The organism is Martinezella multihospitum (genome assembly GCF_900094585.1).
Lineage (GTDB): Bacteria > Pseudomonadota > Alphaproteobacteria > Rhizobiales > Rhizobiaceae > Rhizobium > Rhizobium multihospitium.
The window spans coordinates 513,702-539,749 of sequence record NZ_FMAG01000001.1 but is presented as its reverse complement, the minus strand read 5'-3'; the positions used below and the strand labels follow the sequence as shown (position 1 = coordinate 539,749).

General features: G+C 57.4%; 29 protein-coding genes and 2 pseudogenes. 12 read left to right on the top strand and 19 right to left on the bottom strand.

Going from position 1 to position 26,048, the window contains the following annotated elements; translation table 11 throughout:
• Positions 1 to 13: 13 nt before the first annotated feature.
• Complete coding sequence (locus GA0061103_RS02420) at positions 14 to 913, bottom strand: LysR substrate-binding domain-containing protein (RefSeq protein ID WP_208603471.1); 900 nt, start codon at positions 911 to 913, stop codon at positions 14 to 16.
• Between the two features lie 107 nt (positions 914 to 1,020).
• On the opposite strand from GA0061103_RS02420, the gene GA0061103_RS02415 reads away from it, so the two are divergent.
• A complete protein-coding gene (locus tag GA0061103_RS02415) occupies positions 1,021 to 1,773 on the top strand; it encodes an SDR family NAD(P)-dependent oxidoreductase (RefSeq protein WP_092706742.1) in 753 nt (250 codons plus the stop codon).
• A 24-nt stretch (positions 1,774 to 1,797) separates the two neighbouring features.
• Positions 1,798 to 2,187, top strand: a complete 390-nt coding sequence (locus tag GA0061103_RS02410; protein ID WP_092706740.1) for a nuclear transport factor 2-like protein — start codon at positions 1,798 to 1,800, stop codon at positions 2,185 to 2,187.
• 633 nt (positions 2,188 to 2,820) lie between these two features.
• On the opposite strand, the gene GA0061103_RS02405 is transcribed toward GA0061103_RS02410, so the two are convergent.
• The 5 genes from GA0061103_RS02405 to GA0061103_RS02385 form a co-directional block, all read right to left on the bottom strand.
• On the bottom strand, positions 2,821 to 3,282 hold the full coding sequence (locus tag GA0061103_RS02405; RefSeq protein ID WP_092706738.1) for a MarR family winged helix-turn-helix transcriptional regulator: 462 nt from the start codon (positions 3,280 to 3,282) through the stop codon (positions 2,821 to 2,823).
• A 98-nt stretch (positions 3,283 to 3,380) separates the two neighbouring features.
• The gene (locus tag GA0061103_RS02400) at positions 3,381 to 4,097 is read right to left on the bottom strand and encodes an SDR family oxidoreductase (RefSeq protein ID WP_092706736.1); all 717 of its coding nucleotides are present in this window, start codon (positions 4,095 to 4,097) and stop codon (positions 3,381 to 3,383) included.
• Positions 4,098 to 4,162: 65 nt separating this feature from the next.
• Positions 4,163 to 4,537: a hypothetical protein gene (locus GA0061103_RS02395; RefSeq protein WP_092706735.1), complete on the bottom strand. Its 375-nt coding sequence runs from the start codon at positions 4,535 to 4,537 to the stop codon at positions 4,163 to 4,165.
• Between the two features lie 27 nt (positions 4,538 to 4,564).
• Complete coding sequence (locus GA0061103_RS02390; RefSeq protein WP_092706733.1) at positions 4,565 to 5,446, bottom strand: NmrA family NAD(P)-binding protein; 882 nt, start codon at positions 5,444 to 5,446, stop codon at positions 4,565 to 4,567.
• A 63-nt stretch (positions 5,447 to 5,509) separates the two neighbouring features.
• Positions 5,510 to 5,770, bottom strand: a complete 261-nt coding sequence (locus tag GA0061103_RS02385) for a zinc-binding dehydrogenase (RefSeq protein ID WP_245304693.1) — start codon at positions 5,768 to 5,770, stop codon at positions 5,510 to 5,512.
• Between the two features lie 161 nt (positions 5,771 to 5,931).
• Between GA0061103_RS02385 and GA0061103_RS02380 the strand changes: the two genes are divergently transcribed.
• Positions 5,932 to 6,156 (top strand): hypothetical protein, encoded by a 225-nt coding sequence (locus GA0061103_RS02380; RefSeq protein WP_141694413.1) that lies wholly within the window; start codon positions 5,932 to 5,934, stop codon positions 6,154 to 6,156.
• 90 nt (positions 6,157 to 6,246) lie between these two features.
• Here GA0061103_RS02380 and GA0061103_RS02375 read toward each other — a convergent pair whose 3' ends face one another.
• Positions 6,247 to 8,034: a methyl-accepting chemotaxis protein gene (locus GA0061103_RS02375; protein WP_092706727.1), complete on the bottom strand. Its 1,788-nt coding sequence runs from the start codon at positions 8,032 to 8,034 to the stop codon at positions 6,247 to 6,249.
• Positions 8,035 to 8,731: 697 nt separating this feature from the next.
• Between GA0061103_RS02375 and GA0061103_RS02370 the strand changes: the two genes are divergently transcribed.
• The 3 genes from GA0061103_RS02370 (at position 8,732) to GA0061103_RS02360 (ending at position 10,928) form a co-directional block, all read left to right on the top strand.
• Positions 8,732 to 9,100, top strand: coding sequence for a hypothetical protein (locus tag GA0061103_RS02370; RefSeq protein WP_141694412.1), 369 nt, complete (start codon positions 8,732 to 8,734; stop codon positions 9,098 to 9,100).
• 151 nt (positions 9,101 to 9,251) lie between these two features.
• Positions 9,252 to 10,421 carry a flavin-containing monooxygenase gene (locus GA0061103_RS02365; RefSeq protein WP_092706723.1) on the top strand — a complete coding sequence of 390 codons (1,170 nt, stop codon included), beginning with the start codon at positions 9,252 to 9,254 and terminating at the stop codon, positions 10,419 to 10,421.
• Positions 10,422 to 10,631: 210 nt separating this feature from the next.
• Entirely contained in the window at positions 10,632 to 10,928 is a 297-nt protein-coding gene (locus GA0061103_RS02360) for a hypothetical protein (protein ID WP_141694411.1), read from the top strand.
• A gap of 429 nt (positions 10,929 to 11,357) precedes the next feature.
• Here GA0061103_RS02360 and GA0061103_RS02355 read toward each other — a convergent pair.
• Positions 11,358 to 11,678, bottom strand: a pseudogene (locus GA0061103_RS02355) (NmrA/HSCARG family protein); the annotation flags it as partial.
• 61 nt (positions 11,679 to 11,739) lie between these two features.
• On the bottom strand, positions 11,740 to 11,862 hold the full coding sequence (locus GA0061103_RS35645) for a hypothetical protein (RefSeq protein WP_425349452.1): 123 nt from the start codon (positions 11,860 to 11,862) through the stop codon (positions 11,740 to 11,742).
• Positions 11,863 to 12,117: 255 nt separating this feature from the next.
• Here GA0061103_RS35645 and GA0061103_RS02345 point away from each other — a divergent pair, with 255 nt between their 5' ends.
• Entirely contained in the window at positions 12,118 to 13,104 is a 987-nt protein-coding gene (locus tag GA0061103_RS02345; RefSeq protein WP_092706719.1) for a PAS domain-containing protein, read from the top strand.
• On the top strand, positions 13,101 to 13,475 hold the full coding sequence (locus tag GA0061103_RS02340; protein WP_092706718.1) for a response regulator: 375 nt from the start codon (positions 13,101 to 13,103) through the stop codon (positions 13,473 to 13,475). Before GA0061103_RS02345 ends, GA0061103_RS02340 begins: the two co-directional genes overlap by 4 nt.
• 145 nt (positions 13,476 to 13,620) lie before the next feature.
• On the opposite strand, the gene GA0061103_RS34670 is transcribed toward GA0061103_RS02340, so the two are convergent.
• Together GA0061103_RS34670 and GA0061103_RS02335 are read right to left on the bottom strand one after the other, a co-directional pair.
• Positions 13,621 to 13,848 (bottom strand): hypothetical protein, encoded by a 228-nt coding sequence (locus GA0061103_RS34670; protein WP_141694410.1) that lies wholly within the window; start codon positions 13,846 to 13,848, stop codon positions 13,621 to 13,623.
• A gap of 56 nt (positions 13,849 to 13,904) precedes the next feature.
• Positions 13,905 to 14,627: an NIPSNAP family protein gene (locus tag GA0061103_RS02335; RefSeq protein ID WP_092706716.1), complete on the bottom strand. Its 723-nt coding sequence runs from the start codon at positions 14,625 to 14,627 to the stop codon at positions 13,905 to 13,907.
• A 101-nt stretch (positions 14,628 to 14,728) separates the two neighbouring features.
• Here GA0061103_RS02335 and GA0061103_RS02330 point away from each other — a divergent pair, with 101 nt between their 5' ends.
• Both GA0061103_RS02330 and GA0061103_RS34665 read left to right on the top strand, forming a co-directional pair.
• Complete coding sequence (locus tag GA0061103_RS02330) at positions 14,729 to 15,340, top strand: TetR/AcrR family transcriptional regulator (protein WP_141694409.1); 612 nt, start codon at positions 14,729 to 14,731, stop codon at positions 15,338 to 15,340.
• Between the two features lie 566 nt (positions 15,341 to 15,906).
• A pseudogene (locus GA0061103_RS34665) lies at positions 15,907 to 16,023 on the top strand (4-oxalomesaconate tautomerase); the annotation flags it as partial.
• A 95-nt stretch (positions 16,024 to 16,118) separates the two neighbouring features.
• Here GA0061103_RS34665 and GA0061103_RS02325 read toward each other — a convergent pair.
• From GA0061103_RS02325 to GA0061103_RS02300, 6 genes are read right to left on the bottom strand one after another with little or no spacing between them, the layout of a single operon-like run.
• Positions 16,119 to 17,375: an NAD(P)/FAD-dependent oxidoreductase gene (locus GA0061103_RS02325; protein ID WP_092706712.1), complete on the bottom strand. Its 1,257-nt coding sequence runs from the start codon at positions 17,373 to 17,375 to the stop codon at positions 16,119 to 16,121.
• Positions 17,376 to 17,394: 19 nt separating this feature from the next.
• Positions 17,395 to 18,189 carry an amino acid ABC transporter ATP-binding protein gene (locus GA0061103_RS02320; protein WP_092706710.1) on the bottom strand — a complete coding sequence of 265 codons (795 nt, stop codon included), beginning with the start codon at positions 18,187 to 18,189 and terminating at the stop codon, positions 17,395 to 17,397.
• Complete coding sequence (locus GA0061103_RS02315; RefSeq protein WP_092706708.1) at positions 18,186 to 18,842, bottom strand: amino acid ABC transporter permease; 657 nt, start codon at positions 18,840 to 18,842, stop codon at positions 18,186 to 18,188. Before GA0061103_RS02315 ends, GA0061103_RS02320 begins: the two co-directional genes overlap by 4 nt.
• On the bottom strand, positions 18,842 to 19,555 hold the full coding sequence (locus GA0061103_RS02310; RefSeq protein WP_092706706.1) for an aspartate/glutamate racemase family protein: 714 nt from the start codon (positions 19,553 to 19,555) through the stop codon (positions 18,842 to 18,844). The genes GA0061103_RS02315 and GA0061103_RS02310 overlap by 1 nt, the downstream gene beginning before the upstream one ends.
• An 11-nt stretch (positions 19,556 to 19,566) precedes the next feature.
• Positions 19,567 to 20,400, bottom strand: a complete 834-nt coding sequence (locus GA0061103_RS02305; protein ID WP_092708538.1) for a transporter substrate-binding domain-containing protein — start codon at positions 20,398 to 20,400, stop codon at positions 19,567 to 19,569.
• 28 nt (positions 20,401 to 20,428) lie between these two features.
• Positions 20,429 to 21,007, bottom strand: coding sequence for an Lrp/AsnC family transcriptional regulator (locus GA0061103_RS02300; protein WP_245304632.1), 579 nt, complete (start codon positions 21,005 to 21,007; stop codon positions 20,429 to 20,431).
• On the opposite strand from GA0061103_RS02300, the gene GA0061103_RS02295 reads away from it, so the two are divergent.
• Positions 21,006 to 21,935, top strand: a complete 930-nt coding sequence (locus GA0061103_RS02295; protein ID WP_245304631.1) for a LysR substrate-binding domain-containing protein — start codon at positions 21,006 to 21,008, stop codon at positions 21,933 to 21,935. The genes GA0061103_RS02300 and GA0061103_RS02295 overlap by 2 nt on opposite strands.
• Here GA0061103_RS02295 and GA0061103_RS02290 read toward each other — a convergent pair.
• The gene (locus GA0061103_RS02290; protein ID WP_092706700.1) at positions 21,926 to 23,677 is read right to left on the bottom strand and encodes a thiamine pyrophosphate-binding protein; all 1,752 of its coding nucleotides are present in this window, start codon (positions 23,675 to 23,677) and stop codon (positions 21,926 to 21,928) included. The two genes, GA0061103_RS02295 and GA0061103_RS02290, sit on opposite strands and share 10 nt — an antisense overlap.
• Before the next feature lie 249 nt (positions 23,678 to 23,926).
• Positions 23,927 to 25,009 (bottom strand): LacI family DNA-binding transcriptional regulator, encoded by a 1,083-nt coding sequence (locus tag GA0061103_RS02285; protein WP_092706698.1) that lies wholly within the window; start codon positions 25,007 to 25,009, stop codon positions 23,927 to 23,929.
• A gap of 186 nt (positions 25,010 to 25,195) precedes the next feature.
• Between GA0061103_RS02285 and GA0061103_RS02280 the strand changes: the two genes are divergently transcribed.
• A complete protein-coding gene (locus GA0061103_RS02280) occupies positions 25,196 to 26,023 on the top strand; it encodes an ABC transporter substrate-binding protein (protein WP_092706696.1) in 828 nt (275 codons plus the stop codon).
• Positions 26,024 to 26,048: the final 25 nt, after the last annotated feature.

Sequence of the window (26,048 nt, the reverse complement as noted above, 5' to 3'; positions counted from 1 at the left end):
GCTCAAACGATCATCAGACGAGTGCACCCTTAGGGAAACCAGCAGCTAGACAGTCGATAAACCTGCGAACGGCCGGAGGAAGACCACGGCGGGTGGTGAATACGAGGTGGACGAGACCCTTCATCCCATGCCAGGCGGGAAGGACCCGTACGAGCTTTCCCTCTTCCAGCGCCTGCCTGCATGTGTGATCGGGAAGAAGAGCGATACCCAGACCCGCCAGTGCGGCTGCCCTCACGGCCGTAAAGTCTGCACAGCCCATCCTCGGTTCATGCCTGAGCGTATGGGTTCGGCCATCATCCGTCTCGAGAAACCAGTTCACCTCGCCCTGGTCATCTGTGGTTGAAAGGGTAGGCTCGCTTGCCAAAGCTTCTATGTCTGCGATACGGCCGGCAATTCGCGGGCTTGCGACTAGGATGCGGATCGAGTTGCCTAGCGAGCGCATCGTTAGTGAGGCATCGCCATCTAACGAGGTTCGGACGCGCAATGCGACGTCGATCCGTTCATCGATGAGATTGACCGGACGGTCGATCGCCACGAGTTGCAGCCGCACCCTTGGATGCTGGGCCAAGAATTGCATTAGGAGGGATGAGATCGGTTCGACCAGCCCTGTCGGGCAACTCATCCGGATCAAACCATGCGGCTCTGATTGTGCCTCTGCGACGAGCGCTTCCGCGCGCTCGGCTTCCGCCAGCATTGCCTTGCAGCGTTCATAGAAGGATTGGCCGATGTCCGTCACCCGAAAGCGACGGCTCGACCGTTCGATCAGTCGTACTCCGAGCCGTTCCTCAAGCCCCGCTATCCGCCGGCTAAGCTTCGATTTCGGTTCGCGCAAAGCGCGCCCGGCGGCTGCGAACCCGCCGTAGGCGACGACCTCGGCAAAATAGACCAGATCATTCAGGTCAGATCTCATCATCGTTCTCCATTTGGAACGATGAGTATCAAATTTGCTGGCTATTGGCAGCATCGTTCTGCTGTCATGTTCCTTTCAACGGCAACGGGCCGCAACAAAGGAACATGACAGTGAGCAAGAAGTTTGAAAACAAGGTCGTAATCGTAACGGGCGGCACGAGCGGTATTGGTCTCGCAACGGCGAAGGCGTTATCGGTCGAAGGTGCATCCGTATTCATCACCGGACGCCGCAGAGAAGCACTCGATGCTGCCATCCAGGAGATCGGTGGGCGTGTCACTGGCGTGCAGGCTGACATGAGCAAGCTCGTCGATATCGATTGTCTATATGACGCCGTACAACAGAAGCACTCGCACATCGATGTGATTTTCGCGAATGCCGGCGGCGGCGAGATGGTACCTCTCGGCGCGATCACCGAAGAACACTACCAGAAGACATTCGACACCAACGTGAAAGGCACTCTGTTCACCGTTCAAAAGGCGCTCCCGCTCCTGCGTGATGGCGGCTCGATCGTTCTCACCTCATCGACGACGAGCATTTCCGGCACGCCTGCCTTCAGCGTCTACTCGGCAACCAAGGCTGCCGTGCGCAACTTTGCCCGCAACTGGATCCTCGATCTCAAGGATCGCCATATTCGCGTCAATGCAGTTAGTCCCGGCGTGACCGAGACAGCCGGTCTCAACGAACTCTTCGGCAATGGTGAGAGGGCGGAGAACACGAAAAATTATCTGGCGAGCCTCGTTCCTGCAGGCCGCATCGGGCAACCGGAAGAGATTGCCAAGGCCGTTCTCTTCCTGGCCTCCGACGACGCCAGTTTCATCAATGGCGTCGAGCTCTTCGTCGATGGGGGCCAGGTCCAGATCTGAGGCATGATCGCAAGGAGAATGACCATGGCGGATATTGCAACACTTCTCGATCGGAATCTGCAGGGAATCTTTGGGGAGGGCGACGCTGCCCTCCGCCGAAAAGTGGCCGACGAAATCCTTCACGAAGACGCCATATTCGTTGAACCGCACGGGACCTGCCGCGGCCGCGACGATATTGTCCGTATCGCCGGAATTATTCGCGCCATGCATCCGACATTCGCATACACCACAATCGCCGCGCCGGACGTTCTCCATGATCAGGCCGGGCGCGTGCAATGGGTGGCCGGTACGCCCGGCGAACTACCAGCATACGCAGGCACGGATTTCATCCTTGCGAAGGATGGCAAGATCGCAGCGATCTATCTGTTCTTCGACGGTGATCCGGATCCGACCGGCTCACCTATCGTGGCTTGAGGGTTCTCAATATACCCAAGAACGATCGCCGGGCGGGCTGCTTGGCGATCTTTTCACAAGAACGCTCTTTCGGATCGAGATCTAGTGAACACCCTCTCATAGCCAATCTGCGGCGCCAACTAGATGCAGCGATGGTCTGGTGCTCGAGGAAGCTACATCCACGGGGGCGAACGCAAAGCAACGCCTGCTCGCAAAGCTGACAAAACGCCTGGTGGGAAATCGCCCCTTGCTTCCGTCACGCGTACAGTTCACCGATCACGACGCTATTCACTCCTTGGAGTCACCTGGAATGAGATCCTTCCGCGGCGTAGAGGGAAGCGGTGGACGTCGTCGGAAAAAAGGGTCGAAAAACTTCTCGATAAGAGATTTCTTAGACTTGCTTGGCAATGTAATCGCCGACCTTGAAGGCACGCTTTTGTGTCCGATACAGATGACTAACCACACTCGATTAACGGGCCGCCGGTTCGGATCACATCAAGAGGTTACGAATATCGTTCCTATGGCGCGCAGCGGCCGGTTAGGTTTTCGAACAATGTGCCTGCTGGCTCGATGGGCTGTGCCGAATGAGACAGTCAGGCACGGCTGGTCGTGTCCATTTGATTGGTCCGTCATTAGTGGGTCTCTCCCGAAGGCTCAGTCTTCGGGAGAGACGGCCGGCAAGTCGCCAACGACGATCTCTTTCAGGCTGTGCCGGAGCGTTGCAACCTTGGTGGCACCATTTAGTCGCTCAAATTCTCGCTGCGCATCCTGCCAAAGAGGAGCCGCTCTCTCATGCAAGCGTCGGCCTTCGTCCGTGAGTTCAATGATACGAAGCCGCCCGTCCGCAGGTGACGGTTTGATCATGACGAAGCCATCGCGTTCCAGGAAGCCAACCATCTTTCCCATCGCAGTCCGTTCGATATCGAGCCGTTCGGCTAGAGCGTTGACAGCAGCACCTCCCGCTTCATCGAGAGCCGCCAGTGTCAGGAATTGCGTGATACGCAGTCCGACGGGCTCAAGATGGCTGTCGTAGAAGCGCGTAATCTGGCGGCTGGCCCTTCTCATGGCAAAGCAATTGCATTGATCGATTCCAAGCGGTTGGCTCTCCGACAACATGTCGTTTTCCTTTCGATTTCTAGTCGTCGCCTGTACCATAAAGCGCGAAGCCTGGGGATCGTGCCTTATGGTACGCGGTGTCTCCGCCGTCGTCGCGTTTAGATCAACCCGACTGGTGGGATGATGTAGCCAGGCACATCGGCTGCAAGCGTGCTCTTCAGAAGCGCGGTTCCCTGGTCGGCCATGACCTCGCTCTTGCCGGCGGCGAGTGCGTCATAGGTCTTGCGCACCACATCCTGTGGACTGGACTTCGGCACGTCGATGCCATTGGTCAGATCGGTATCGACGAAACCGACATGTAGTCCGAGTACCTCAATGCCGCGGTCGCGTAAGTGAAAGCGAAGCTGATTTGTATAGCTCCACGCCGCCGCCTTCGATGCGGCATAGGGTGTGAGATAGGGACGCGGCAACCACACGATGTCGGATAGAACATTGATGATGGCAGCATGCTGCTTGGACGACAGGATCCGGTCGAAGGCTTGCGTCACACGGGCCACGCCATAGTAATTGATATCGAACAACTGTTTCGACTGCACCTCGAAGTCACTGGCAAGAGGTCCGTCGATCAAAGCCGCGGTGCCTGCGTTGTTGATCAGGAGTGTCGTATCCCCAGCAATTTCGGCTGCGGCGGCAATCGAGACCGGGTCCGTGACGTCAATCCTGACGGGTGAGACTCCCGGCTCATCGAAGCCGCTTGTGTTGCGCATGCCTGCGTAGACCTTCTTTGCTCCGCGGCGAAGGGCTTCGCGCGCAAAGGCCAGGCCCAGGCCGCGATTAGCTCCGGTAATGAAGACGGTGGCGTTGTTGACGTCCATGACACAATACCTCTCTAAAGCCGCGGACCAGTGGATCTTGGCCCCATGCTGCCGCGGATGTTGGTTTAAAGAAAAAGGTCTTCCGATAGCTGGTCGGATAACGCCTCGCGAAGTCCTTTGGCGAGAGACAATGCAGCACCAAGCGGGCTCATCCGCACGCTGACGCGTGGCACCGAACCATCCTGGTTGCGGTCGACGACGACAGTCGCGTTCAGTTTCTCCCCGCTTGTCAGCACCGCCTCGTATTCGAGAAAGAGCCGCGAGCCGGCACTCTCCATAAAGATGGGATTCTGCGACGTGTAAAAGGTTCCAACCGTGTTTACGGCGAGCTTGATCTTGTCGCGTCCGGTGACCGCACCTCGCAGCACTGAGCTAGTAAGTTCCGCGTCGGCGGCTAGGTCGTCCAGAAACGGGTGACGTTCGCCTTGAATATTCGACATAGTTCAAACTCCTTGCCTCGACGACCGTCACGCAAAGGCTGTGCGATTGTTGGCGATGAATTGCTGGATCGAGAGTGCTGGCGCTCCCGTGATTTTCTCAACGGCATCGTTTGTGCCGGCGAAGATGCCATCACGATAGTTCTGGGCGACTTCGACCAGGTGCTGCACGAGGAAAGGTGGAAACTTGTAGAGATTTTCCATCTTATCCTTAAACACCTCGATCGAAGTCGGCGCATAGTCGATCTTTGCGCCAAGCACTTCGCTCATGGCGGCGGCGATCTCGGTATGGTTCATCTCGATCGGTCCATAGAGGGGATAAATCTTGCCTCCGTGCCCCGAAGGATTAGCCAGGAGATGGGCAATCACCCGGCCCTGATCGCCGCTGGCGATCGGTGCGTGGCGCCCGTCGGCAAAGGGAAACGCAATCCTTTTCGTGGCCCATATCTCCTTGGCAAAATGCGGATAGACAAGCCAGTCCGCAAAGAAGGTCGGGCGGAGATGCATTGTCGGAACATCGGACCAGTCGAAGACCCGCTCGGAAACCCAATGGTCTTGCGCCGCCTGGCTCGCCGATTCACGACGGGCCGAAATCTGCGACATGTTGACGATCGCGGCGACGCCGGCCTCTTTTGCTGCCTGTGCGAAGTAGGTGGCAGCACCAAGGATGCCCGGTGCGATCGGATGCAGGAAATAGGCCGATCGAACGCCTTCCATGGCAGCTCGGATGTCATCGATGTCGGTGAAGTCGCCGAAGGCGATATCAACTCCCCGCTGCCTAAGGGTCGCCGCCCGCTCATCGTCCGAACGCACATAGGCGCGCACCGACTTGCCCATCTTAAGTAATTCATCGATTGCGGCACCGCCGGTCCGTCCGGTCGCTCCGCTTACAAGTACCTTAGCCTCGCTCATAGCTTCTCTTCTTTCGCAAATAAGAGCATATGCTCGTACAAAGAAAAAAATAAGAGCATATACTCATATCGTCAATAGGGAGTATTTGCATTTTTGCAGAGGATCGTTTTTGGATCGGGTGTGAACCGGCGCCAAAGGCGCCGAATGACCGGGGTGGCGGGTTCGTTTCCGTTCAAGAGCGGAAGCCAATTTTCCGACATTACTCATCAAATTGCTAAGGACGATTTTGCCGAACACTCTGCCGGCTTCCATTCGGCGATGGGCATCCGAGGTGGTAGAGAGCGGATACCGCGCTCTAACGACGGGCTGAAGCTCTTTGCCCATCATTGGCAGTAAGCGAAACGTCTCGACAACGTTCCGCGCGCCGGCCTTAGGCCTATCCGCTTTCTTGGCAGACCATTTCTCAGTAAAATCCGTCACAATGATATGCTCTATAGCTTTGAGATGCATTGTGTTGGCCGCGACGCTATAAGCGCGGGGCGGGGATGAACTATGTCGTCGTCGGGACTGCAAAGGAAGTCGCCGAGTTTCTTGACGACCTCGCCCAGCATGCTGAACAAGATCTCGCTTTCCAGAAAGCGCTCGAGGAAAACCGTGCCCGCCGTGCCGCGGTGTTGACTGCAGCCAAGTCCACGTCGGTGAACTCTCCCGCCAAGGCCCCGCGGGCAAAGCCTGGTCCGAGAACAGCTAAGGTTAAAGTGGACGAATAAGGCGCGTCACCGACGCTTTTATCAGGAAGCGTGACGATTTCACCTTTCAGGCCAATCGCTTTTAATGGGATATCGATGTCCCAGTGCCGGTCAGAACTCCTCCCAGGTGCTGTTGCTGACAGCCACGGCAGCGGAGCCCTGAGCCTGGAATTGCGGCCGAACGCGTCGGCCCGGGGCCTGAGGCGTGGAATGGGCTTGGCGATTGATTGGCTTGGACGGCTCGGCGGTTCGCGCCGATCCGCCATAATTGAACTGCTCGAGCAACTGAAACAATGCGGCCGCTTCGCGTGCAAGACTATGACTAGCCGCCGTCTGCTCTTCCACCATGGCGGCATTCTTCTGCGTGCCTTGATCGACCGTGTCGACCGCGTGGCTGATCTCGTCCAGAGCCGTCGATTGCTCCCGTGCCGCTTCCACGATCGCCACGACGTTAGCGTCGATGTCCTGCACCTGGCTAGCGATCTCCTGCAGCGCTCCAGCCGCGTTGGTAACCAGAGCAACGCCATTGGCGACCTGGGCACCGGATGCGTTGATCAGCGTCTTGATCTCCTTTGCCGCCTTTGCCGATCGTTGTGCTAGTTCGCGGACCTCTTGCGCCACAACAGCAAAACCTTTGCCGGCGTCTCCAGCCCTTGCTGCCTCGACCCCGGCATTCAGCGCCAGAAGGTTCGTCTGGAATGCGATTTCATCGATGACTCCGATGATGCTCGAAATTTCGCGTGACGACGCCTCGATCTGATCCATGGCACCGATGGCATTGCGAACGACATCACCCGAATGCTCGGCATGATTGCGGGCCTGCGCAACAAGCTTGCCGGCTTCTTCGGCCCTGTTGCTGGATTTCTTTACAGTCGTCGTGATCTCGTCGAGCGCTGCCGCGGTCTCCTCGATAGAGGCCGCCTGCTGTTCAGTTCGCTTCGCGAGATCATCCGCGGCAACCCGCACCTCATTCGAACCAGAGGCAATCGCATGGGCATTTTCAGCGACCGTCGCCATGGCATGCTTCAGCTTTTCGGAGGCGCTGTTGAAGTCCGTTCGCAGCCGCTCGAGCGAAGGAATGAAAGCTTTCTCGATCTCTTGCGACAGGTCCCCCTCGGCGAGGTTGGTCAAACATCCGGCGAGTTGATTGACATTATCCACGCGGCTGGTCACGTCGGTGGCGAACTTGACAACTTTGAAAACCTTGCCGTTGAGGTCGAAAATCGGATTGTATGACGCCTGGATATAAACCTTCCGACCGCCTTTCCCCAGCCGCATGAATTCGTCGGCGACCAGTTCACCAGCGGCCAACTGCTTCCAGAAGTCGTGGTATGCGCTGGATTGGACATAGGACGGATCGCAGAATATCGAATGATGCTTGCCTTGAATGTCCGCAAGCGAATAGCCGAGCGCTGACAGGAAGTTTTCGTTGGCGGTCAGAATTTCTCCGGCCGTCGTGAATTCGATGACGGCCTGTGCTCGCGAGAGGGCCTCGATCTTACCGGAGTCCTCGGCCGTTTTCAGCTTACTCGCCGTGATATCGGTGGCGATCTTGACGACCTTGATCGGCTTGCCTCGACGGAAGACCGGATTATAAGAGGCTTCGATCCAGACCTCCTTGCCGCCTTTGCCAATACGCTTATACTGTTGCTGGTCGTAGTTTCCGGCCGCAAGTTTCGACCAAAATGCCTTGTATTCCGGTGATCGCGCATGTTCCGGCTCGACGAACATGCTGTGGTGCTTGCCTTTGATTTCCGAGAGTTCGTAGCCAAGAGTTCGACAAAATCGGTCGTTGGCGGTGAGAATTTTACCACTAAGATCGAATTCAATCACAGCCTGCGATTTCGATATTGCCGCAAGAACAGCGATAGCATCTGCGCCGCGATCGAAAATAATCACCGCGTTTCTCCTCACGATAATTCGGAATATATCAAGTTAAAATCTAATAGAAATTTACATTGTACCCATTAAATCAAGGTTAATCATAATTTAAATTGTTCTAATATTACTTTGATTTTTTAATACTCAATTATGGCCTGAGAGGGAATCCCCATCTGTCAAGGAGAGCCAATGCGGGGAAACCGCTACGCATTCATGAAGAATCGGGCCTCTCCGCAATTTGTGTAATTTAATCCGCTGTCGCCGATGGCATTGCTACAGGCACGTCCGCGTGCGAAATTGAAACAGTTTTCCGGTCTAGGGAGTTGATGATGCTACGCTCACTCATGACGATGGCTGGCTTGTTCACTTGCGTGACTTGCGAGCAGTATGTTTTCCGCCTGCGGTCGGAGCGACTGAAGTCGAAGTCGCTGGCAAATCCGCACTTGACGGGGATAACTCTTCGCTACTGAGAAAGATGCTGCAGGCGGGGCTGTCATTTTTGCAACACCTGCCAATTGCTTTAGTTTTCGAGCTTCTAATAGATGGACAGCCAGCGGGTTGGCAGTGTTACGGGATCGTAAGCTCAGTTTCGATAGGAGGCAATGCTTGTGGCTGTTCAGGATGCTTGGATCGCATTGCCTGCGCCGCAATGACGACGTCTTTGAGCCTTACGGGCCTTGGATCTGTGACGCCTTCGATCGCTTTGAGCGTGAGATTGAAGCGTTCTGCCGACGGTCCCGTTTTTCGGTGGCAATTTGAAGTCAAACCTGCAAGGCTCGGTCCAATCGTCTTAGCGCTGGACCAATCGTTCCAATTCTATATCTCGTCTGGCATCGGTGGTGTAGCATTGGTTCGAATCTATCAAGAGCAAAGCCTACTTTGCTACCGCAGCTGGAAGCGCGTCGATGAACGAACGGCGATCGCCGTGCTCACTGTCGCGACGTCCATGCGAGAGATTTTACAAAAGGCCAAGATCAATCAAGATAATACTGATAAGGCGGCGGGCGACGGCATTACCCACAAGACCGCACGTCATTTCCTTGAGCGCTGCTATAATGGCAATCTGCTGCGCTTCCCTGCGTAGGAAACTTCGGCGCTCAGGCGGCACGCAATGGCTCTTCATTGAACCCGGCAACACCAATGGCGTCGCAGACATCGTGCTTGCCGGTATAGGCTGTGAACCCCATGATAGTGTAGCTTGAGATCTTGAAGACAGGAGCTTCGAGGAATTGCACATGGCTGATGAGGAGACAGTCATAATCGGTGCAGGCCCCGCGGGTTTGGCATGCGCTGCGGCACTCCGGTCAAGAGGCTGCCGTTCTCTTATCCTTGAAGCGACGAACAGGCCCGGCGCGTCGTGGCGACGGCACTACGATCGTCTTCATCTCCATACTAACAAACATCACTCAGGGCTTCCGGGAAGACCGATGCCCGCCGGTTTTCCAAAATATCCGTCGCGACTGCAGGTTATCGAGTATCTTGAAAACTATGCGCGGGCAAACGACCTTCGAATTCTCATCGACAAAACCGTCGCGCGCGTGGCTAGAAAGACTGACTGGATTGTCGAGACCACCGATGGCGATGTGTTCGAAGCGAAAACTGTCGTGATCGCGACCGGTCTCTCGAGGGCTCCTGTCAGACCGCATTGGACCGGTCAGAACAGTTTTCCAGGAAACATTATTCACTCTTCCGAATACCGGAATGCTTCTGCCCTCGGCGCAGACCGGATCCTGGTCGTGGGATTCGGAAACTCGGCAGGAGAGATTGCGCTGGAATGTGCCGAGGCGGGTCTTGATGTTGCCATGTCGGTCCGCGGTCCGATCAATGTCGTTCCGAGGGAGATATTAGGTGTGACAAGCGCGACGATCGCGATCGTTCAACAACGCTTTCCGCACAGAATGGTCGATGCAGTTAACGCGCCTTTTCTACGTTTGCGCTACCGCGATATCGAGGACCTTGGTCTCAAGCGCTCCCAGAAAGGCCCTCTGACCACGATGATAGAGCAAGGCCGGACTCCCTTGATCGATATTGGTACCATCGCGAAAATCAGGGATGGTCGGATCAAGGTGTTCCCGGGCATCGAAATGTCGGACGGTGCGAGCGTGCTCTTCGCCGATGATCGATCGGCGAGGTTCGATGCGATTGTGCTGGCGACCGGCTATAGGCCATCTCTCGAAACATTTCTGCCGGATTTGGCGGACCGATTTTCGGATGCCGGGAAGCCGGCCAGGAATGAGCTTCAACCGGGAAAGGACAATCTGTACTTCTGCGGCTTCAATCCTGCCACGACAGGCCTGCTACGCCAGATCGGGATCGAGGCATTGCAAATCGCAAAGTCGATCGCAGCGACGGCCCGCGCGCAAATCGTTCCATCTGACGGAACTGAGGTGGCCCAAAACATATAGGTTGGCGCTGCTCAGCGGTCTCGGTCAGGATGGTCCGAAAACTCAGTTTAAATGCGCGGCGATCACAGCTTGATTGCTTGTCCAAGAAGACGGCAGCGCCAGTCAGGATGTGAATGAGCCTTTGCCCAGTGCTCGGCACTCGCGCGAGCAGATTGGAACATTATTCCACTTTGGCAGTTGATGATGGAGGATATTAAGGAGGATGCGCAAATGCGAAAGATAATTATTGCCTGCGCGGCCGCCATCACCATTGGTGCTTCCTTGCCTGTGGCTGCGGCAGCGGAGGAGGTAATCGTCGACGGGCCTTCCTACGATCAAGGCTATCGTCATCATCGCCATCACCATCCGTATGTTGCGCTAAGCGTTCGTGGCATCGCGGTCGGATCGGTTCGCGATCGTGACCGTTACGATCGCTACAGTGATCGCGGCCGATGCACGACAAGGAGCGTCACCCGCACAGATGAAAACGGCGATCAGGTCACCAAAACCATGAGGCGCTGTGAATAAATAGCCCCGACGCGGGGTTCCGGACCCAAGAACGTTGTTCGTGCGAAGACGCGGGCGCTTGCTCTGTACCCTATTGGCTTTATGGATGGGCCCCAGTGACGGCCGCATTCAACAGGATGCTACTGGAGCCTATCGACATTGACCTGGCGGGCTTCGGGAGGATGGTATTTTTCGCGTCCCCGACCTGAAGAGTTTTGCCAAACCGTTCAATCAGTCGACGCGGAGCATGCGGAGTAATCACTATAATCGCCCGCACTGCCGCCAGCGTTGAAATGCATTAATCGCACCTTATTTAGGTGCGCGTCCGCCTTTAAACGCTGGATGAGAACTAGACTGGACAGCCCATTAAAGCCGAGCGCCTCGTTCGTCGGCGGACGAGCGACCCGAATCCCGCCGAACGCCTTGCGGATTTCCTCCAACTGTCGGAACTCAGGCCGAGGTTGCAATCGCGGTCGCAAAGTCGCGGTAGGAGTGCAGCGGACGTCCGAGGATCGTGGTCAGCCGTTCGACGTCGCCGATCTCGGGGATCATGCCGTCGCTGACATAGCGCTCGGCCATCAGGCGCATCTCATAGGTAGTCCACTTCGGCATGAAGCTCGCCATGTTCTGCTCGAACCCGCTGGGGTCGTCGCCTCCATAAATAACCGGGCGGCCCAGCAGGTCCGACCAGATTTTGGCCACGTCCAGGCCTGTCAGCGTGTCGGGGCCGACCAAATTGATCGTCTCGATCGGCAGCTTGCCGGGAGCTTGAGTTGGTCCTGTATGGTCTCACCAGCATCAGGGGTGGCGGCCGCGATATAGATAAGACCAACTACGCGGGCGTCACGCCGGCGGCCGTATTGGTCGCGCCACCATAGGAATGACCAACGAGGATGGCGGGACTGCCGACGTAGCTGAGCGTACGCTTGATCTGTTGCTTGATCGCACATTTCAATTATGGCCGGACCTCGTTCCATTCATTCGGTCTGGAGCAAATTTGGGTCAGAACCGATTTTGCGAGCGATTGCTCCATCGCCCCTAATCCGATCAAATGAGAGTATAATGATGGCTGTGGAAGGCGAAGAGCTGGGAAGCGGTCAAGCACTTGATAATATTGCCGTGACTGCCTGTCTTGCCAGCGCCCAGCTCCCTATTACTTTTAGTAGAAAACGCATGCCGCTGGTAGCGGGTTCTATTGGAGGGACCGGAAATGATGCTCGAAGATCTATACCGCTTGTTACGCACCGGGCATGTTCAGGCGCAAGGTGTGGTCGATACGATGACGCAGCCGATCGTTGTCCTCGATCAGAGCCTTTGCGTCTCCACGGTGAACAACGCTTTCCTGAAAACGTTCAAGGTCGAGCGGGAGGATATTCTCGGCAACAATTTTTTTGACCTGGGCAATGGTCAGTGGGATATCCACGAGCTTCGACAGCTGATTGCCGCAGTCATTCCAAAAGCGGCTGCCGTGATCGGTTTCGAAGTGATGCATAATTTCCCGACGATTGGCCAGCGCACCTTCCTGGTCGATGCACGCCGTCTGGTTCATCCGGATGACAATAGCACCAACATCCTTGTCCTCTTCGACGATGTGACGGAAAGGCAGCGCCACGATGCCGAGAAGGATTTCATCATCTCGGAGACGCGACACCGCATGCGGAATCTTTTCGCGGTGGTTCGGTCTCTTGCGATGCGGATGAATGCGGAAGGTCTGACAGGCGTCGACTACCGCAACCGATTTCTGGATCGCCTCGAGGTCACTCTTCATGCCCAGGAGATTGCCGCCATCAATGAGACGACTGATTTTGAAACTATGCTGCAGCGATCGGTCGGCGAGTCTGGAAGGGGCCGTCTCCATTGTGAGGGCGCCGCCACCCCGGTCCCGGGTTCGAAGATCGTACCAATCAGTATGATGTTTCACGAGCTGGCGACCAATGCATTGAAATACGGCGCGCTATCGGCCCCGACGGGGGCATTGCATGTCAAATGGTGGCTGGAGGATGGACCGGAGAGCCGACCCCACTTCGTATGCCAATGGTGCGAAACGGGCGGCCCACCAGTCGTGCTGCCAAAGCAAAGTGGGTACGGCACCGAGCTGATTGAAGGCACCTGCCGACATCTTGGCGGAGCTGTGGAACTTAACTTCGCCCCAGAGGGTTTGGTTGCCATAATCAAGCTCCCCTGGGAAACTTCATGACCAAAGCTGAAAAAGGCGAAGTTGTAGGCAAGATCGTTCTTGTCGTGGAGGACGAGTTCTTTATTGCAATAGAGCTGGAAAGTGCGTTGACCAAGGCAGGATTCAAGGTCTTAGGCCCGGCGAGCTCCGTCAACCAAGCCCTTGGTCTGCTAAGAAAGCAACGTCCGGATGCTGCTGTCCTGGATGTCACACTCGGTAGCGAGAAAGTTACGCCTGTCGCTCAGCTTTTGAAGTCGTGGGGCGTACCGTTCATCCTCGCCAGTGCAAGCGATCCGGCGGAACTTGCAAGGTATACTGTTTTGGCTGGGGTTCTCAATCTCGGCAAGCCAACGGACATGAAGCACCTTGTCGAGGTGGTTCGTTCCCTGTGAGTTCTGCTACTCACGATGCTCAGGGATTACCTTCGCTATCTTTTGTCTGTTAAGGACACGTTGTGGACCAAGTTTCGACCAGGATCAGGCCAGTAGGAAAGATCTCTATCGTCGAGCGCGGCGGTTGCGATCCGCGCGCAGCCGATCATTTAAAGCAAGCCAGTTCCTGCATTGGAAACACGCCTCTCGCAATCGACGCGGCTCGCCGATTATCGCAACCAGACGGCCAGATCACGCAAAGCGAACCAATACTAATCCGGTTTTTCAAATCGAGAAAGTTATAGGTTGCATGCTGATTGATGAGATGACGGGTTTTTCTTCTCTCGGAATGCAGCTGACGTGCATGCGCATTCACGAAAAGGGCCTGGCTCATCTACCTACTCGGAGGAAGGGCGTCCCAAACGACACCTAGTGGATAAAGTCTCATGATCACCACCGATAGAGAGAACGCGCTGTGGGAAAAAGACGGCTGATCTCCGCCTTACGCCACATCAAACCGTCAAGGTGCGGGAAGACCTCATTCGTCCACTGCGATGACTGCCGAAGTCGGACTTGAAACGATTGGTAGGACGCTTCGCTGGTAAATCCTGCAAACCAAACAAAGACCGGCTCGCCCTCCCGGACAGGCAGTCGAGGAAAAGTGTTGGCGTTTTCTTCAGTAACGAACGTCGCTTCGATCCGTGCTCCTAACGTTTCGAGAAGTGGGCGCGCATCGCTATTGAAATAGGCGGCAAATGCGTTGGCTCCCTTCGGGGCCAGCGAACATGTGGTCGCTACGAGGATTCCCTCGCATGGCCGTTCGTCACCTAGCTCTTCCCGTCTCGGATTTGAGGAAAACGCGCTCGGGCCGATCGCCTTGAGAAGCAGAACATTGTCGGAATTCACCATCGTTGCATTGGCTGCATCCCCATATTCTTTCCACACAGGTCCATTGTAGAATGCCGCAAGCGCCTCGGCGCGAGCCTCCATGTTTGCAAATGAGCGAAGCCAAACAAAGGCATCGGGATCATCTGCGTCGCGGAATTGCCCCGCCAGCCCGATGCCTAGGACTTCCTGGGTTTCCACGAATTCCCGTTCGAATAAGTCGATCAATGTTTCGCGGGCGCCGGGGCGAAGGCGATATCGGCGTAGCTCGAAGAGAAAATGAGGCATGACTGCGATCTCCAAAACAGTTTAACTGACCTGTTCTTATTAACAGGTTGATTGACCTGTTTTGTCAAGCGACTATAAGGACACAAAGCGAGGAAAATATTTTGGCTGCCACACACCGCATCAATGACCCAGTCGGGACGCGCCGCAAGATCGTCGAAACGGCGTTTGAGTGCTTCTCCAGGAATGGCTATGGCGAAACGACGACACTTGATATCAAGCACGTGGCCGGGGTGACCGGCGGCGCTTTCTCGCATCATTTTCAGACCAAGAAGGAGCTTTGCCTTGCAGTTATTCGCGGTCCGCTGCGGGCTGCGATCGAAATCACCTGGATCAACCCCGTCGTTGGAGCCCCCGACACACTGGTTGGGATAGAGGACGCCTTTAGAGCCATAATCGCTGATCTGGGATCAACAATTTCGGGTTGCCCCTTAAACAATCTTGTTCTGGAACTTTCGGCGCAGGACGATGATTTGAGATCGGAAATGGCGATGATTTTCGATGAATGGCGGCAGGCAATTGCTCGGAAGTTCTCTCTCGATTTTGCGAGGATCGGTATTCTCGACGCTCAGCCAGATCATCTTGCAAGCCTTGTGATTGCTACCTATTCCGGGGCTATGACGATGGCAAAGGCCAGCCAGAACCCCGAGCCACTTCGCGATTGCTTGCAGCAACTTTCAAGCTTTCTGAAGCTAATCTATCGACCGCAAGGATGAGAGCGCGGGTAGTCGCGTCGCTTAATAACTGGTAGCCGGTGGTATCTCGCGACAAAACGTCAAAGGGAATTCGTCTGACGACGAACATAACACGTTAAATTTACTTGAGAAACTGGAGCTGGCGAAGGGATTCGAACCCTCGACCACAACCTTGGCAAGGGCTTTGAATCTCGGCGACTTCGAACTCGTTGCAATCATTGAGGAGATCCAGGACGAGTTGCCCTGTTATGGATATCGCCGCGGACCCACGAGCTTTTCCGAAACGATCTGCGCCTTGACCTCATCTTCGCGACGATAAGCCCTGCGAACGACGGGACGGTCTGGCCGCCGATATCTTGATGTCTACAGGGATAGTGCCAAAGGAGTGGATGGAACCTAATTTCGGTGGTATCTCGGGCGAGATTTGGAAAGTTGTTCTGATCTGAATTTCTCATTAAGCTTCTGAATTATTTAAATAAAATTCGATGATGATTCGCTAAATCTTCTGGGATATCATTCGCTCGGAAAATCATGTGTGTTAAGTCGAAACCGGATTACCGGCCAGCTGGAGCGCCTGGAGCCCGAGATATCTCCTTCTGCAGGTTTTCGTCGGTAAGCCGCTCGTCAGCGACGCCAAGGGATGTGGAAACATCCTTGCCGGTGTCGGTCCTGCCGTTATCGAACGCGGACTGGTGCCTATCGCTGGGTCTTCCCAGCCCCTACCAGGTGGATTGTAACCCCATGGGTTCGGTTCCCATTAGGAGCGTTCATTCGAGGTTTGCGTGGGGTGGGCGACCGGTCATTGTCCGAAACGGCCAGGTAGAAAGGGGTATGCGTTGTCGCTGATGCGACGTTCCAGTGCGTCGAGTACCAGATCCGCGGTTTTGGGAGCCGCCGCGATGCCGACATGCCCGTGGCCGAATGCGGCGATCAGGCCGGGATGGCGCGATAGCGGGCCGATTACCGGGAGCCCGTCGGGCGTGGATGGGCGATGTCCCATCCAGAGACGAAGGTTGGGTGTCTTGTCGGCGGCCAGATAGGGGTAGCTCGCCAGGGCATGCCGTTGCAGCACCTGCGCGCGCTCCCAATTCGGAGGCTTGTTCACGGTTGCAAGCTCGACCTGGCCCGAAAGGCGCAGGCCCATGTCGGTCGGCGTGTTGGCCATCCGACCCGTGCTCGGCATCACGGGAATTTCAAAGGGTGTTTGCCCTGATGTTACGGTCACATGATAGCCCCGTTCGCTCTGCATCGGAATGCGCACGCCGAGCGGGCGAAGCAGGCGGCCGGAATGTATGCCCGCGGCCACGACGATGCGGTCGGCAGATAGCGTCTCGCCACCCTCAAGTACCGCCTGCGGCATCACACCGTCCAGGATGGCTGTCACGGCGGACTGGTGGAATTGTACACCCCTTAGTCGCGCGGCTTCCACAATGCCGGCGACATAGCGTCCGGTGTCGCGGCAATGGGCACCGTTGACCACATGGACGGCGAACCGAAAGGGCGGACCGAGAGCCGGGAGCCTTTGCCGGATTTCGGTCTCGTCCCACTCCACATATGCAACGCCGTTTTCTCGGCGCAGCTCCCAGCTCAGCGCTTCCGCCTCGAAGGAAGCCCGGTCGGGATAGGCGTAGAGCAACCCTTTTTGAAGAACGAGCTGCTCCTGTCCGGTCTTTCGCGCGAGTTCCAGATGTCGCTCAGGGCCATCGTGCAGCAGGAAGTTCAGCAACTTTGCCGTCCGGCGCACACGGGTCTTGCTGGCGCCAGCCCATAAAAACCGCAGGAGCCATGGCGTCAGCTGCGGCAGCGATCTCCAATCGATCGTCAGCGGCCCATTTCGATCGAGGAGGAAGCCGGGAACCTTCCTCCACAGGCCGGGCATGCTCATCGGAATGATCGACGCCGGGCTGATCCAGCCGCCATTGCCGTAGCTTGCCCCGGCTTCGCTGCCCGGTGAGTTGCCGTCGCAAAGCGCGACATCCCAGCCCGCCTCCGCCAATCTCAACGCAGCGGTGGCACCGATAATGCCCGCGCCGACCACGATTACCTTGCCTGTCATTGCCGTTTTCGTCCTGCTCTCAGGAAAGTCCGCCATGGAAATGGCTGAGGAATTCTCGTGTTCGCGTCTCGCGAGGCTCGTTAATGACCTGGCGCGCATCTCCCGTCTCGACGACGAAACCGTCCTGCATGAAGATGACCGTATCGGCGACATCGCGAGCGAAGGCCATTTCGTGCGTGACGAGGATCATCGTCATGCCTTGCTCGGCAAGCTGACGGATGACCGCCAGAACCTCGCCGACCAGTGCAGGGTCGAGCGCAGAGGTGGCCTCATCAAACAGCATGACTTCCGGTTTCATGGCGAGCGCGCGCGCAATCGCCACGCGCTGCTTCTGCCCGCCCGAGAGCTGCTCCGGGCGCGCGTCGGCCTTCGCGACCAGGCCGACCTTGGCGAGAAGCTCCATCGCGACGGCCCGCGCGGAGTTCCTGTCCTGTTTCAACACGCTCACCGGTCCGACCATCACATTATCGATGACGCTCATATGCGGGAACAGATTGAAGTTCTGAAACACCATTCCTGTATTGGCACGGAAGGCCGCCAGATCGCGGTCGCGCATGGCAACCCGGCCTGCGGAAAAATCCATCCGCCTTCCGCCGATGGTGATGCAGCCTGCATCCGGCAATGACAGCAGATTGAGGCTGCGCAACAGGGTCGACTTTCCCGAGCCGCTTGGCCCGATCATCGCCACCACATGACCGCGCGGTACGGAAAGGTTGATGTCCTTCAAGACGTCGAGAGGACCGAAGGATTTCTTCAGGCCGACGACCTCGATCATCGCTTCTTCTGTGCCCGTTCTCTCTACCTTGCCATTCATGCCTTACGACCCTCCAGCCAGTGCGCCAGGCGTGTCATGGGGAATAGGACCGCCAGATAGACGAATGCAATCAAAGTGTAGGTTTCAAGCGGCCGGTAGGTAGCCGACGTTACGAGCTGACCTTGATAGAGCAGGTCGGGCACGGCAAGCACGGAGAGGAGCGAGGTGTTCTTGAGCTGCAGGACAGACTGGTTGACCAGCGGCGGCACCATGCGGCGCAATGCCTGCGGCAGGATGATCTTGGCCATCAACTGGCCTCGACGCATGCCGATCGCGCGGCCGGCATCCCATTGCCCGGCGTCGATCGAGACGATGCCGCCCCGAATGATCTCGGCATAGAATGCAGCGCCGTACATGGTAAGCGTGATGAAGGCTGCCATCGCAGGGGAGATCTGAATTCCGACCAGCATGGGCAAGGCATAATAACACCAGACCAGCTGCACGAGGACGGGCGTACAGCGAAACAGCTCCACGATCGTCATGATCGGAACGGTGACGATTTTCAGACCCGAAAGCCGGGCTAGAGCGAAGACCGTGCCGACAAGGATTCCGGAGATGATGGTCAGAACGGTAAAGCCGACCGTGTAACCCAAGCCTTGAAGAAACAGGCCGCGGTACTGCCAAAGGCTGGAAAAGTCCCATTGATATTGCATCACAGCGCGCTTTGTTCGGCCCGGTGGAAAGTCCGGGGAGAGGTTGAGGTGAAAAGCCACTCGCCCAATGTCAGGATGTCGAAGACGGGAAGGCCGAGAGCCGTCGCGATCGCCTGCGCAAAGGGCGGCATGTTGGTGCATTCCAGCACGATAGCGCCGACGGACGGATGCTCGGCGACGAGCTTGCGTGCAGCATCGACCACTTCGGCCTCCAGCGCCGCATGATCGTATGCCGCCGAGCCCTCGATGAGAGCGTGAAATGCCCCGTTGGCAGGCACGCCGCGCACGGGCACGGATGGATCGGCCCCGCAGGCTTCGAACACCTCGGGACCGAGGCTGGCTGCGTCATATGTTATCACGCCAGGACGTAGCCTCGCACCAAGTGCCATTTCGACCATGGGCAGTTGCATGAGGCTGGAGGCAGCGACCGGAACGCCCAGCGCCTCGGCCAGTTTTCGTTGGTGTCGCGCCATGAAGCCGCAGGAGGTGATAATCGCGCTGCAGCCCTCCGAGATCAGCTCTCGTCCGGCGGCGATGAAGTCTTCGACGAGACCCTCGCCGCCGGCACGGACGACGAGGGAAACGGACGCGCCGCGCACCTGGCGGAACCTGACCGGAAAGCGCCACGACCCAGCATGGCCGACATCGCCCTGCGGTCGCTCGAACGTCGTATCCAGCATGATGATGCCCAAGGCACCCGGAGAGACGGACATGGTCGAGCCTGTCAGAAGGTCAGGCTTGCAGGCAGCGTAGCCTTGTCGACACCCACGAGCGCGAGGCTATCGACAATCCAGCCCGAGACTTTGCCTTGGCCGCGGCGTTCCGCAAGCCAGGCATCGACATAGTCGCGGAATTCGCCATTCGGATCGCGGCGCACGCCGATCGTGGTCGGCTGACTTCCGTGAGGGTCCGGAATGATGAGTTTGACGTTTGGAGCGAGGTGTTTCGTCGTCACGACGGCAAGGAGCGCGACCTGAATGATGGCATCGGCGCGACCCGACTGAAGCGCCAGAATGGTCTCATCGGCAGATTTGAGCGCGACCAGCGTGCAGTTCGGCAGGTTCTTGCGGGCGAAGTTATCCTGCGTCGAGCCGAGGTCGACGGCCACCCGCATCTCCGGCTTGTTCATCTCTTCCCACTTCGTCACCTCCAGATCCTTGCGGGCAACGAGTGTGAAGGTATTGTCCATCAGCGCCTTGGTGAAGTCGACAACCTTGGCGCGCTCCGGACTGTTGCTGAGCCCGAACATGATGTCGATCTTGTTGCTCTGCAGATCGATCACGGAGTTGCCCCAGGTCGTCTCTACCAGTTCCAGCTTGACGCCGATATATTGCGCGAGGTCGTGTCCCATCGCGACGCAGAAACCTTCCCACTCTCCGGTTGCGAGATTCTTGTGATAATAAGGTTCGGTGCCTGCAAACACGCCGATCCGCAGCGCGCCACGCGCGCGGATCGCTTCGAGCGTCGGACCTTCGGTCGCTGCAAGAAGTGCGGAGGATGGAAGTAGCGCAGCAGCGCCGGCAAGCAGCACTGTCCTTCCGAAGTCACGTCTGTTCATGGTCATATCCCAGTTGATTGCTCGTTCCCTATTGCGCCTTGCGGGCGATCAATGCGTTTTCGCGATTGATTTTGTTGGAAAGCACGACCGAATAGGTCACGCTTTCGATTTCCTCGATCCGCGCAAGCTCGTCGATGAGCGCTTCCAGATCTTCCAAAAAATTGACGTTCACGCGGCAGAGAATGTTGGCCGGGCCGCTGATCGCGTCGGCGGTCAGGATCTCGGGATAGCCGCGCAATACCGCAAACAGCCTTTGCGTCGTGCGGAGGGCGGTGGTGATGAAGATGTAGGCCGAAACGCTTTGATCAATCTCGCGGCGGCCCACGATCGCACGATAGCCAAGGATGACGCCGCGACGTTCCAGCCGCTCGATACGCTCCTGGACACTTGAGCGTGCGAGACCGACGCGTCGCGCCAATTCGCTGGCCGTCACGCGTGCGTTTTCCTCCAGGATACTGAGCAGATTGCGGTCAATGCTGTCGCCGTAGTCCATGTCGTTCCCACTTTCTTTTGTGGGAAGACTGGGGCCAAATTTTCCCAAAGAAAAGCATTGAAAAATGGGTTCTTCATGACTTTTATTCATGCTGATCAACAGGAGCTTCGTCATGCGCCGTTTTCTGCCGTCCTTGAGCGCCCTGCATGCTTTCGATGCATCCGTGCGTCACTTGAGCTTTACCAAGGCTGCCGAGGACATGGGGATCACGCAAAGCGGCATCAGCCGGCAGATAAAAAACCTTGAGGATTTTCTTGGTCTTACCCTGTTCGAGCGAGCCGGCCCGAAGCTGATCCTGACGGAGGAGGGCGCGCGCTATTACGATGAGATTTCGCGTCTCCTCGACAAGTTGGAAGATGTCTCCATCGATGCCGTCCGCGGCCGAAAGGCGCAGAGCATGCTGAAGATCGGCTTTCCGCCGACATTGATGCGGCGCTGGGGCGCGGCGATGCTGACCGCCTTTGCAGCCGCGCATCCTCAAACATGGTTCGAGGTCTATCCCTGCCGTCATGATCTCGATTTCGCGGCATCCGAACTGGATCTTGCATTCGTGCGGGGCACGGGCAATTGGAGCGGAGCGCGCAGCCAGTTGCTCTTCGACGAGGAGTTGATCGTTGTGGGAGCGCCGAATGTGGTGCCGTTGCAAGGCCTGCCGAACGACGAGGCGCTGCTGGAATACCCGCTGATCCAGAATTCCAGCCGCCCGAGCCTGTGGCTGCACTGGCTGCGCGGGGCGGGCGTGCACTACAAGAGCCGCATTTATGGTCCGCGCTTGCCGAACTTCGATATGATCCTCGAATGTGCCATCGGCGGCATGGGGCTGGCGGTCGTTCCCGAGCTCCATGTGCGCACTGAACTTGCCGCAGGAATTCTGAAGCCCGCTCTAGGCAGGCTCCAGACATCGGGGGAAGGCTTTTATCTCTGCTTCCCGCAGGCGCGGATGAATTCGGCCAATGTCAGGATCTTCCGCGATTGGTTTGCTACCGAATTCACGCGCCGGCGGCAATTCCTGCCTCTGGCGTATCCCTTGGATCAAAAATAGGCCTTCTCCACCGGCTTTAGCTCGAGCGGATCCTCTCCGCGCTTCAGTAGCCAGGAATAGACCGGCGGTACCCGGTCCGCGATGGATTCGACATGAACGTCGATGAAACATGGTCCGTCGTCGTGAGCAAAGGCGGCCGCCAACGCGGCATCGAGTTCCGAAGCCGTTTTGGCCGTCCATGCCTTGAGACCATAGGCTTCCGCGATTGCCTGACCGCGCGGCGCCAGAAAATCCACGCCAAAGCACTGATTATGGCCTTTGAGCCGGTGGAGGCCCTTGATCCAGCCGAATGTCCCATTGTTGAAGAGGATAAGGATCGCCGGCACCTGCAGGCGCACCAGCGTTTCCAGTTCGCCGACCGTCATGCCGAACGATCCGTCACCGAAGAGACCGATCGGCCTCTTGGATGGATCGGCCCGCCAGGCGCCGACTGTGGCGGGAAGCGCTGAACCCAGGCCGCCAAAGGCACGTGGTATGGCAAAGCGGGTCTCACGATCATTGATTTTGAGGAAGCGCGTCATGTATGGGGTCGGCGTTCCTGCATCGGAGTAGATGAGTGCGGGCTTGCCGGAAGATTGCAGGGCTTGATTGAAAGCACGCACGGCACGCTCGGGCCGCAACGGAACCCGCTCGTCGCAAAGCGCCTCCTCCGCATGCTCCCAAAAGACTTGCCGGCGCCGGTTGAGCTCGCTGACCCAAGCTTCATGCCGGGCAGGCTCGATGCTTGCTTTCAGCTCCAGCAACTCCTTGAGGACCAGCAGGGCATCCCCCTGGATGGACAGCAGATTCTCATAGTTGTTTGCCATGATCTCCGGCGAGATGTCGATCTGCGCCAGCCGCCGGTTGAGCGTGATCCGCGGGAAGGTCCAGCCGATGGTGACGACCGAGCCGATGCGCGAGCCCACGAACAGCGTGAAATCGGAATGTTCAAGCGCCCAGTTCGCATGGGGATGATATCCGTTGTCGCCGATGACGCCGATCGCGAGGCGATGGTCATCATCGATTGCACCCTGGCCAGTCATCGTCGTGCACATCGGCACGTTGAATTTTTCGGCAAGCCGGGTGATCTCATCACCTGCGCGGGAGCGGTTCACCCCACCTCCCGCCACGATCAGCGGCCGCTCGGCCCTGGAGAGGAGCTCCAGCAGCTCTTGGAGTTTCGAGCATGGCGGCAGCGTTGGATAGGCAGGGAACGTGCGGCATTCCTCCTCGACATGCAGGGATATCCGGGTCAAGTCTATCTCGGCCAGCAGCATGTCCTCGGGAATCTGCAGATGCACCGCGCCAGGTTTGCCGGAGCAGGCGACACGGAAGGCGCGGCGGATGATTTCGGGCAGCTTTTCCGGCGTCTTTACCTGCACGGACAGCTTTGTGACAGGTTCGAACAGTTTCGCGCAGTCCAATTCCGTCAGGACGCCGCGCCCTTCGCCCGGCAGTGGGATGTCGATGGTCAGCAGGATTACCGGCACCGACGATCCGTTCGATTCAGCGACCGGCGGCAAGGAATACATCGCGCCCGCGCCCGATGGGCATTCAAACACGCCTGGCTTGTTGGTGAAGCGCCCATAAGCATCCGCCATGAAGCCGGCCGAGCGCTCATCGCGGGCCATCACATGCCGTATTTCGTCTTCGCGGTGCTGGAGTGCTTCATAGAGCGGTACGTTGGTATCTCCGGGGACGCCAAAGATCGTATCAACGCCGTATCCGATGAGCATGTCTACCAGAATGTCCGCACCGCGCATTCGTCTCTCCTGTGTCTCGCTGCGACGATCAGGATAATGAAGCAGAGGTTTGCCGGGGACCGGCAAATCGGCGGCTTGAAGCGGCGGTCGCCGGCAATCTGCCGGTCCCGTCCTTGAGATCGCATGGGGCTGCCCTGCGCCAAGCGCATCGCAATCATGAATCTGTTGAACGAAGGCAAGATGTTACGAAAGCATCCACCTCTCCATCATGAGCTGATTGCCAACTTGTTCCACTTGCTGCGCGAGGCGTTATTGATTGTTGTCGCGAAACGGTGAGGCGACCGATCCGCGCTTGATCAGGCCTGTTTTGATGGCAGTTCGCTCGACGGGCAGATCCTTGCCGTTCAGCCGCGAGATCAGACGCTCGGCCGCCTTCTTTCCCATCTCGTAGACGGGCTGGTCGACGACGGTGATCGGCGGTGTCGTGACGGTCGTCCAGTCCGCGTCCAGGAAGGAGATCATCGATATATCGCGCGGCATGGACAATCCCAGTTTTTGCAAGGTCTTGAAGACCCTGAGCCCGACGAGACTGTCTGACGAGATGATGGCGGTCGGGGGTGCCGCATCGTGCAGCAGGCTCTTGACGACATCATCCGTCCTTGGCTGATCGGTCGCGCCGAGCCGCACGTAATATCGCGCGTTCTCGATGCCCGCATCGGCCTGCTCCTTCAGCATGCCATCCACGCGTTCGCGCACGGCAGAATTGGAAATGCTGCGGCTATCGCCAAGGGGTTCGCTCCTGGCATCCATCGCCGATATATAGGCGATCCGCCTATGCCCCATGTCGAGAAGATGGCGGGTCGCGATCATGGCGGCATCGAAATCATCACCCGTCACGGCGTCGACGCCGAGCTCTGGAATGTTTCGGTCAAAGAGGACGAGAGGCACGCCGACGCGGCGTATGTCCTGAAGATGCTCCATCCGGTCGCAGCGTGCCGGTGTCACGATCAATCCATCGGCGCGCTTGCCGATGAGCAGGTCGACGGCCGACTTTTCCGCATCGAGTTCTTCACCGGAATTGGCAATGATCACATTGAAGCCGGCCATGCGCGCGGCATCGCTGATTCCTCGCACGGCAAGGCTGAAGAAGGCATTTTCGATATCGCCGACCACGACTCCGATGATGCCGGATTTGCCTGTCGTCATGCTACGGGCAAGTTCGTTCGGCCGGTATTCGAGTGCCGCCGCTGCGGCAAGCACCTGCTCGCGAACCTTGTCGCTGACGACGCCATAGCCGCCGAGCACGCGGGCAGCAGTTGCCTTCGAGACTTTAGCGACCCTGGCAACATCGGCGACGGTTACGGAGCGTTTCGAGGTGAGGGGCTCTTCCATGGGATGACGATTACAAGAGTTGTTGACGGACGGTCAATCTGAAGTTAACAAATAGCATTGAGACCGGTCTCTTTTTGCATGATACCGGTCTCTTGTCCAGAAAATCTCTTGCTGCCGTAAGGGGTGGAGATGCGGACGCGCATGCATGAATGCCGATAAGAGCATCCTTCAGAGCGGAGAACGAACATGAAATTATCCAGCATTTTCTCGGCAATCGCCGCGCCTCTGCGCGCCGGCGTGCTCGCCTATATCGTCGCGGCAAGCGTCGGCCCGGCGGTCGCCGCCGATAATCCCTATAATCTGATCGATCCGAACGTCATCAGCGTCGGCACGATGGGAGATTCCAAGCCCTACACCTTCACGACAGCCGATGGCCAATTCACCGGCTTCGATATCGAACTCTTTCTGAACGTCGTTTCCCGCATGGGCTTTCCCAAGGACAAGGTGACTTTCACCGGCCAGGAGTTCTCGGCTTTGCTGCCCTCCGTTGCCAATCAGCGTTTCGACGTCGCCGTCGCCGCAATCGGAACGACCGAGGCACGCAAGAAGACGGTCGATTTCTCCGATGGTTATCTCGCCGGCTATCTCTCGGTTCTGACATCGGATGCCTCGATCAAGGATGCAGCCGGCCTCAAAGGCAAGCGCCTCGGCGTCGTGCAGGGTACCTTGCAGGAGATCTATGCCACGAAGAATTTCGCGGGTACCGATCTCGTCAAATTTCCGGACAACAATTCTGCCGTGGCGGCGCTGAACAACGGCACCGTCGACGCGCATTTCCTCGATTATGAAGCAGCCAAACAATATGGCGAGCGCTATCCGGCATTGAAGATTGCCGTGAATATCCCATCCTTCGACGCACCAGCGGGCTTCGTCGTCCACAAGGGCAATGACGCCTTCCGTCTGGCGCTCAACAAGGCGTTGCACGAAGCGATGCAGGACGGCACCTGGAAGACGCTCTATGAGAAGTGGTTCCCCGGTTCGCCGATGCCTGATCAATATCTTCCCAAGAAGTAAGGCCGCGCCTCCGCCCGGCTTGCCG

Excerpts from the sequence above, each read along its gene's own strand:
- GA0061103_RS02420 (WP_208603471.1), bottom strand. The coding sequence starts at position 913 with ATGATGAGATCTGACCTGAATGATCTGGTCTATTTTGCCGAGGTCGTC.
- GA0061103_RS02410 (WP_092706740.1), top strand. The coding sequence starts at position 1,798 with ATGGCGGATATTGCAACACTTCTCGATCGGAATCTGCAGGGAATCTTT.
- GA0061103_RS02405 (WP_092706738.1), bottom strand. The coding sequence starts at position 3,282 with ATGTTGTCGGAGAGCCAACCGCTTGGAATCGATCAATGCAATTGCTTT.
- GA0061103_RS02400 (WP_092706736.1), bottom strand. The coding sequence starts at position 4,097 with ATGGACGTCAACAACGCCACCGTCTTCATTACCGGAGCTAATCGCGGC.
- GA0061103_RS02395 (WP_092706735.1), bottom strand. The coding sequence starts at position 4,537 with ATGTCGAATATTCAAGGCGAACGTCACCCGTTTCTGGACGACCTAGCC.
- GA0061103_RS02390 (WP_092706733.1), bottom strand. The coding sequence starts at position 5,446 with ATGAGCGAGGCTAAGGTACTTGTAAGCGGAGCGACCGGACGGACCGGC.
- GA0061103_RS02385 (WP_245304693.1), bottom strand. The coding sequence starts at position 5,770 with ATGGGCAAAGAGCTTCAGCCCGTCGTTAGAGCGCGGTATCCGCTCTCT.
- GA0061103_RS02380 (WP_141694413.1), top strand. The coding sequence starts at position 5,932 with ATGAACTATGTCGTCGTCGGGACTGCAAAGGAAGTCGCCGAGTTTCTT.
- GA0061103_RS02365 (WP_092706723.1), top strand. The coding sequence starts at position 9,252 with ATGGCTGATGAGGAGACAGTCATAATCGGTGCAGGCCCCGCGGGTTTG.
- GA0061103_RS02360 (WP_141694411.1), top strand. The coding sequence starts at position 10,632 with ATGCGAAAGATAATTATTGCCTGCGCGGCCGCCATCACCATTGGTGCT.
- GA0061103_RS02345 (WP_092706719.1), top strand. The coding sequence starts at position 12,118 with ATGATGCTCGAAGATCTATACCGCTTGTTACGCACCGGGCATGTTCAG.
- GA0061103_RS02340 (WP_092706718.1), top strand. The coding sequence starts at position 13,101 with ATGACCAAAGCTGAAAAAGGCGAAGTTGTAGGCAAGATCGTTCTTGTC.
- GA0061103_RS34670 (WP_141694410.1), bottom strand. The coding sequence starts at position 13,848 with ATGAGCCAGGCCCTTTTCGTGAATGCGCATGCACGTCAGCTGCATTCC.
- GA0061103_RS02335 (WP_092706716.1), bottom strand. The coding sequence starts at position 14,627 with ATGCCTCATTTTCTCTTCGAGCTACGCCGATATCGCCTTCGCCCCGGC.
- GA0061103_RS02325 (WP_092706712.1), bottom strand. The coding sequence starts at position 17,375 with ATGACAGGCAAGGTAATCGTGGTCGGCGCGGGCATTATCGGTGCCACC.
- GA0061103_RS02320 (WP_092706710.1), bottom strand. The coding sequence starts at position 18,189 with ATGAATGGCAAGGTAGAGAGAACGGGCACAGAAGAAGCGATGATCGAG.
- GA0061103_RS02315 (WP_092706708.1), bottom strand. The coding sequence starts at position 18,842 with ATGCAATATCAATGGGACTTTTCCAGCCTTTGGCAGTACCGCGGCCTG.
- GA0061103_RS02310 (WP_092706706.1), bottom strand. The coding sequence starts at position 19,555 with ATGTCCGTCTCTCCGGGTGCCTTGGGCATCATCATGCTGGATACGACG.
- GA0061103_RS02305 (WP_092708538.1), bottom strand. The coding sequence starts at position 20,400 with ATGAACAGACGTGACTTCGGAAGGACAGTGCTGCTTGCCGGCGCTGCT.
- GA0061103_RS02295 (WP_245304631.1), top strand. The coding sequence starts at position 21,006 with ATGCGCCGTTTTCTGCCGTCCTTGAGCGCCCTGCATGCTTTCGATGCA.
- GA0061103_RS02300 (WP_245304632.1), bottom strand. The coding sequence starts at position 21,007 with ATGACGAAGCTCCTGTTGATCAGCATGAATAAAAGTCATGAAGAACCC.
- GA0061103_RS02290 (WP_092706700.1), bottom strand. The coding sequence starts at position 23,677 with ATGCGCGGTGCGGACATTCTGGTAGACATGCTCATCGGATACGGCGTT.
- GA0061103_RS02285 (WP_092706698.1), bottom strand. The coding sequence starts at position 25,009 with ATGGAAGAGCCCCTCACCTCGAAACGCTCCGTAACCGTCGCCGATGTT.
- GA0061103_RS02280 (WP_092706696.1), top strand. The coding sequence starts at position 25,196 with ATGAAATTATCCAGCATTTTCTCGGCAATCGCCGCGCCTCTGCGCGCC.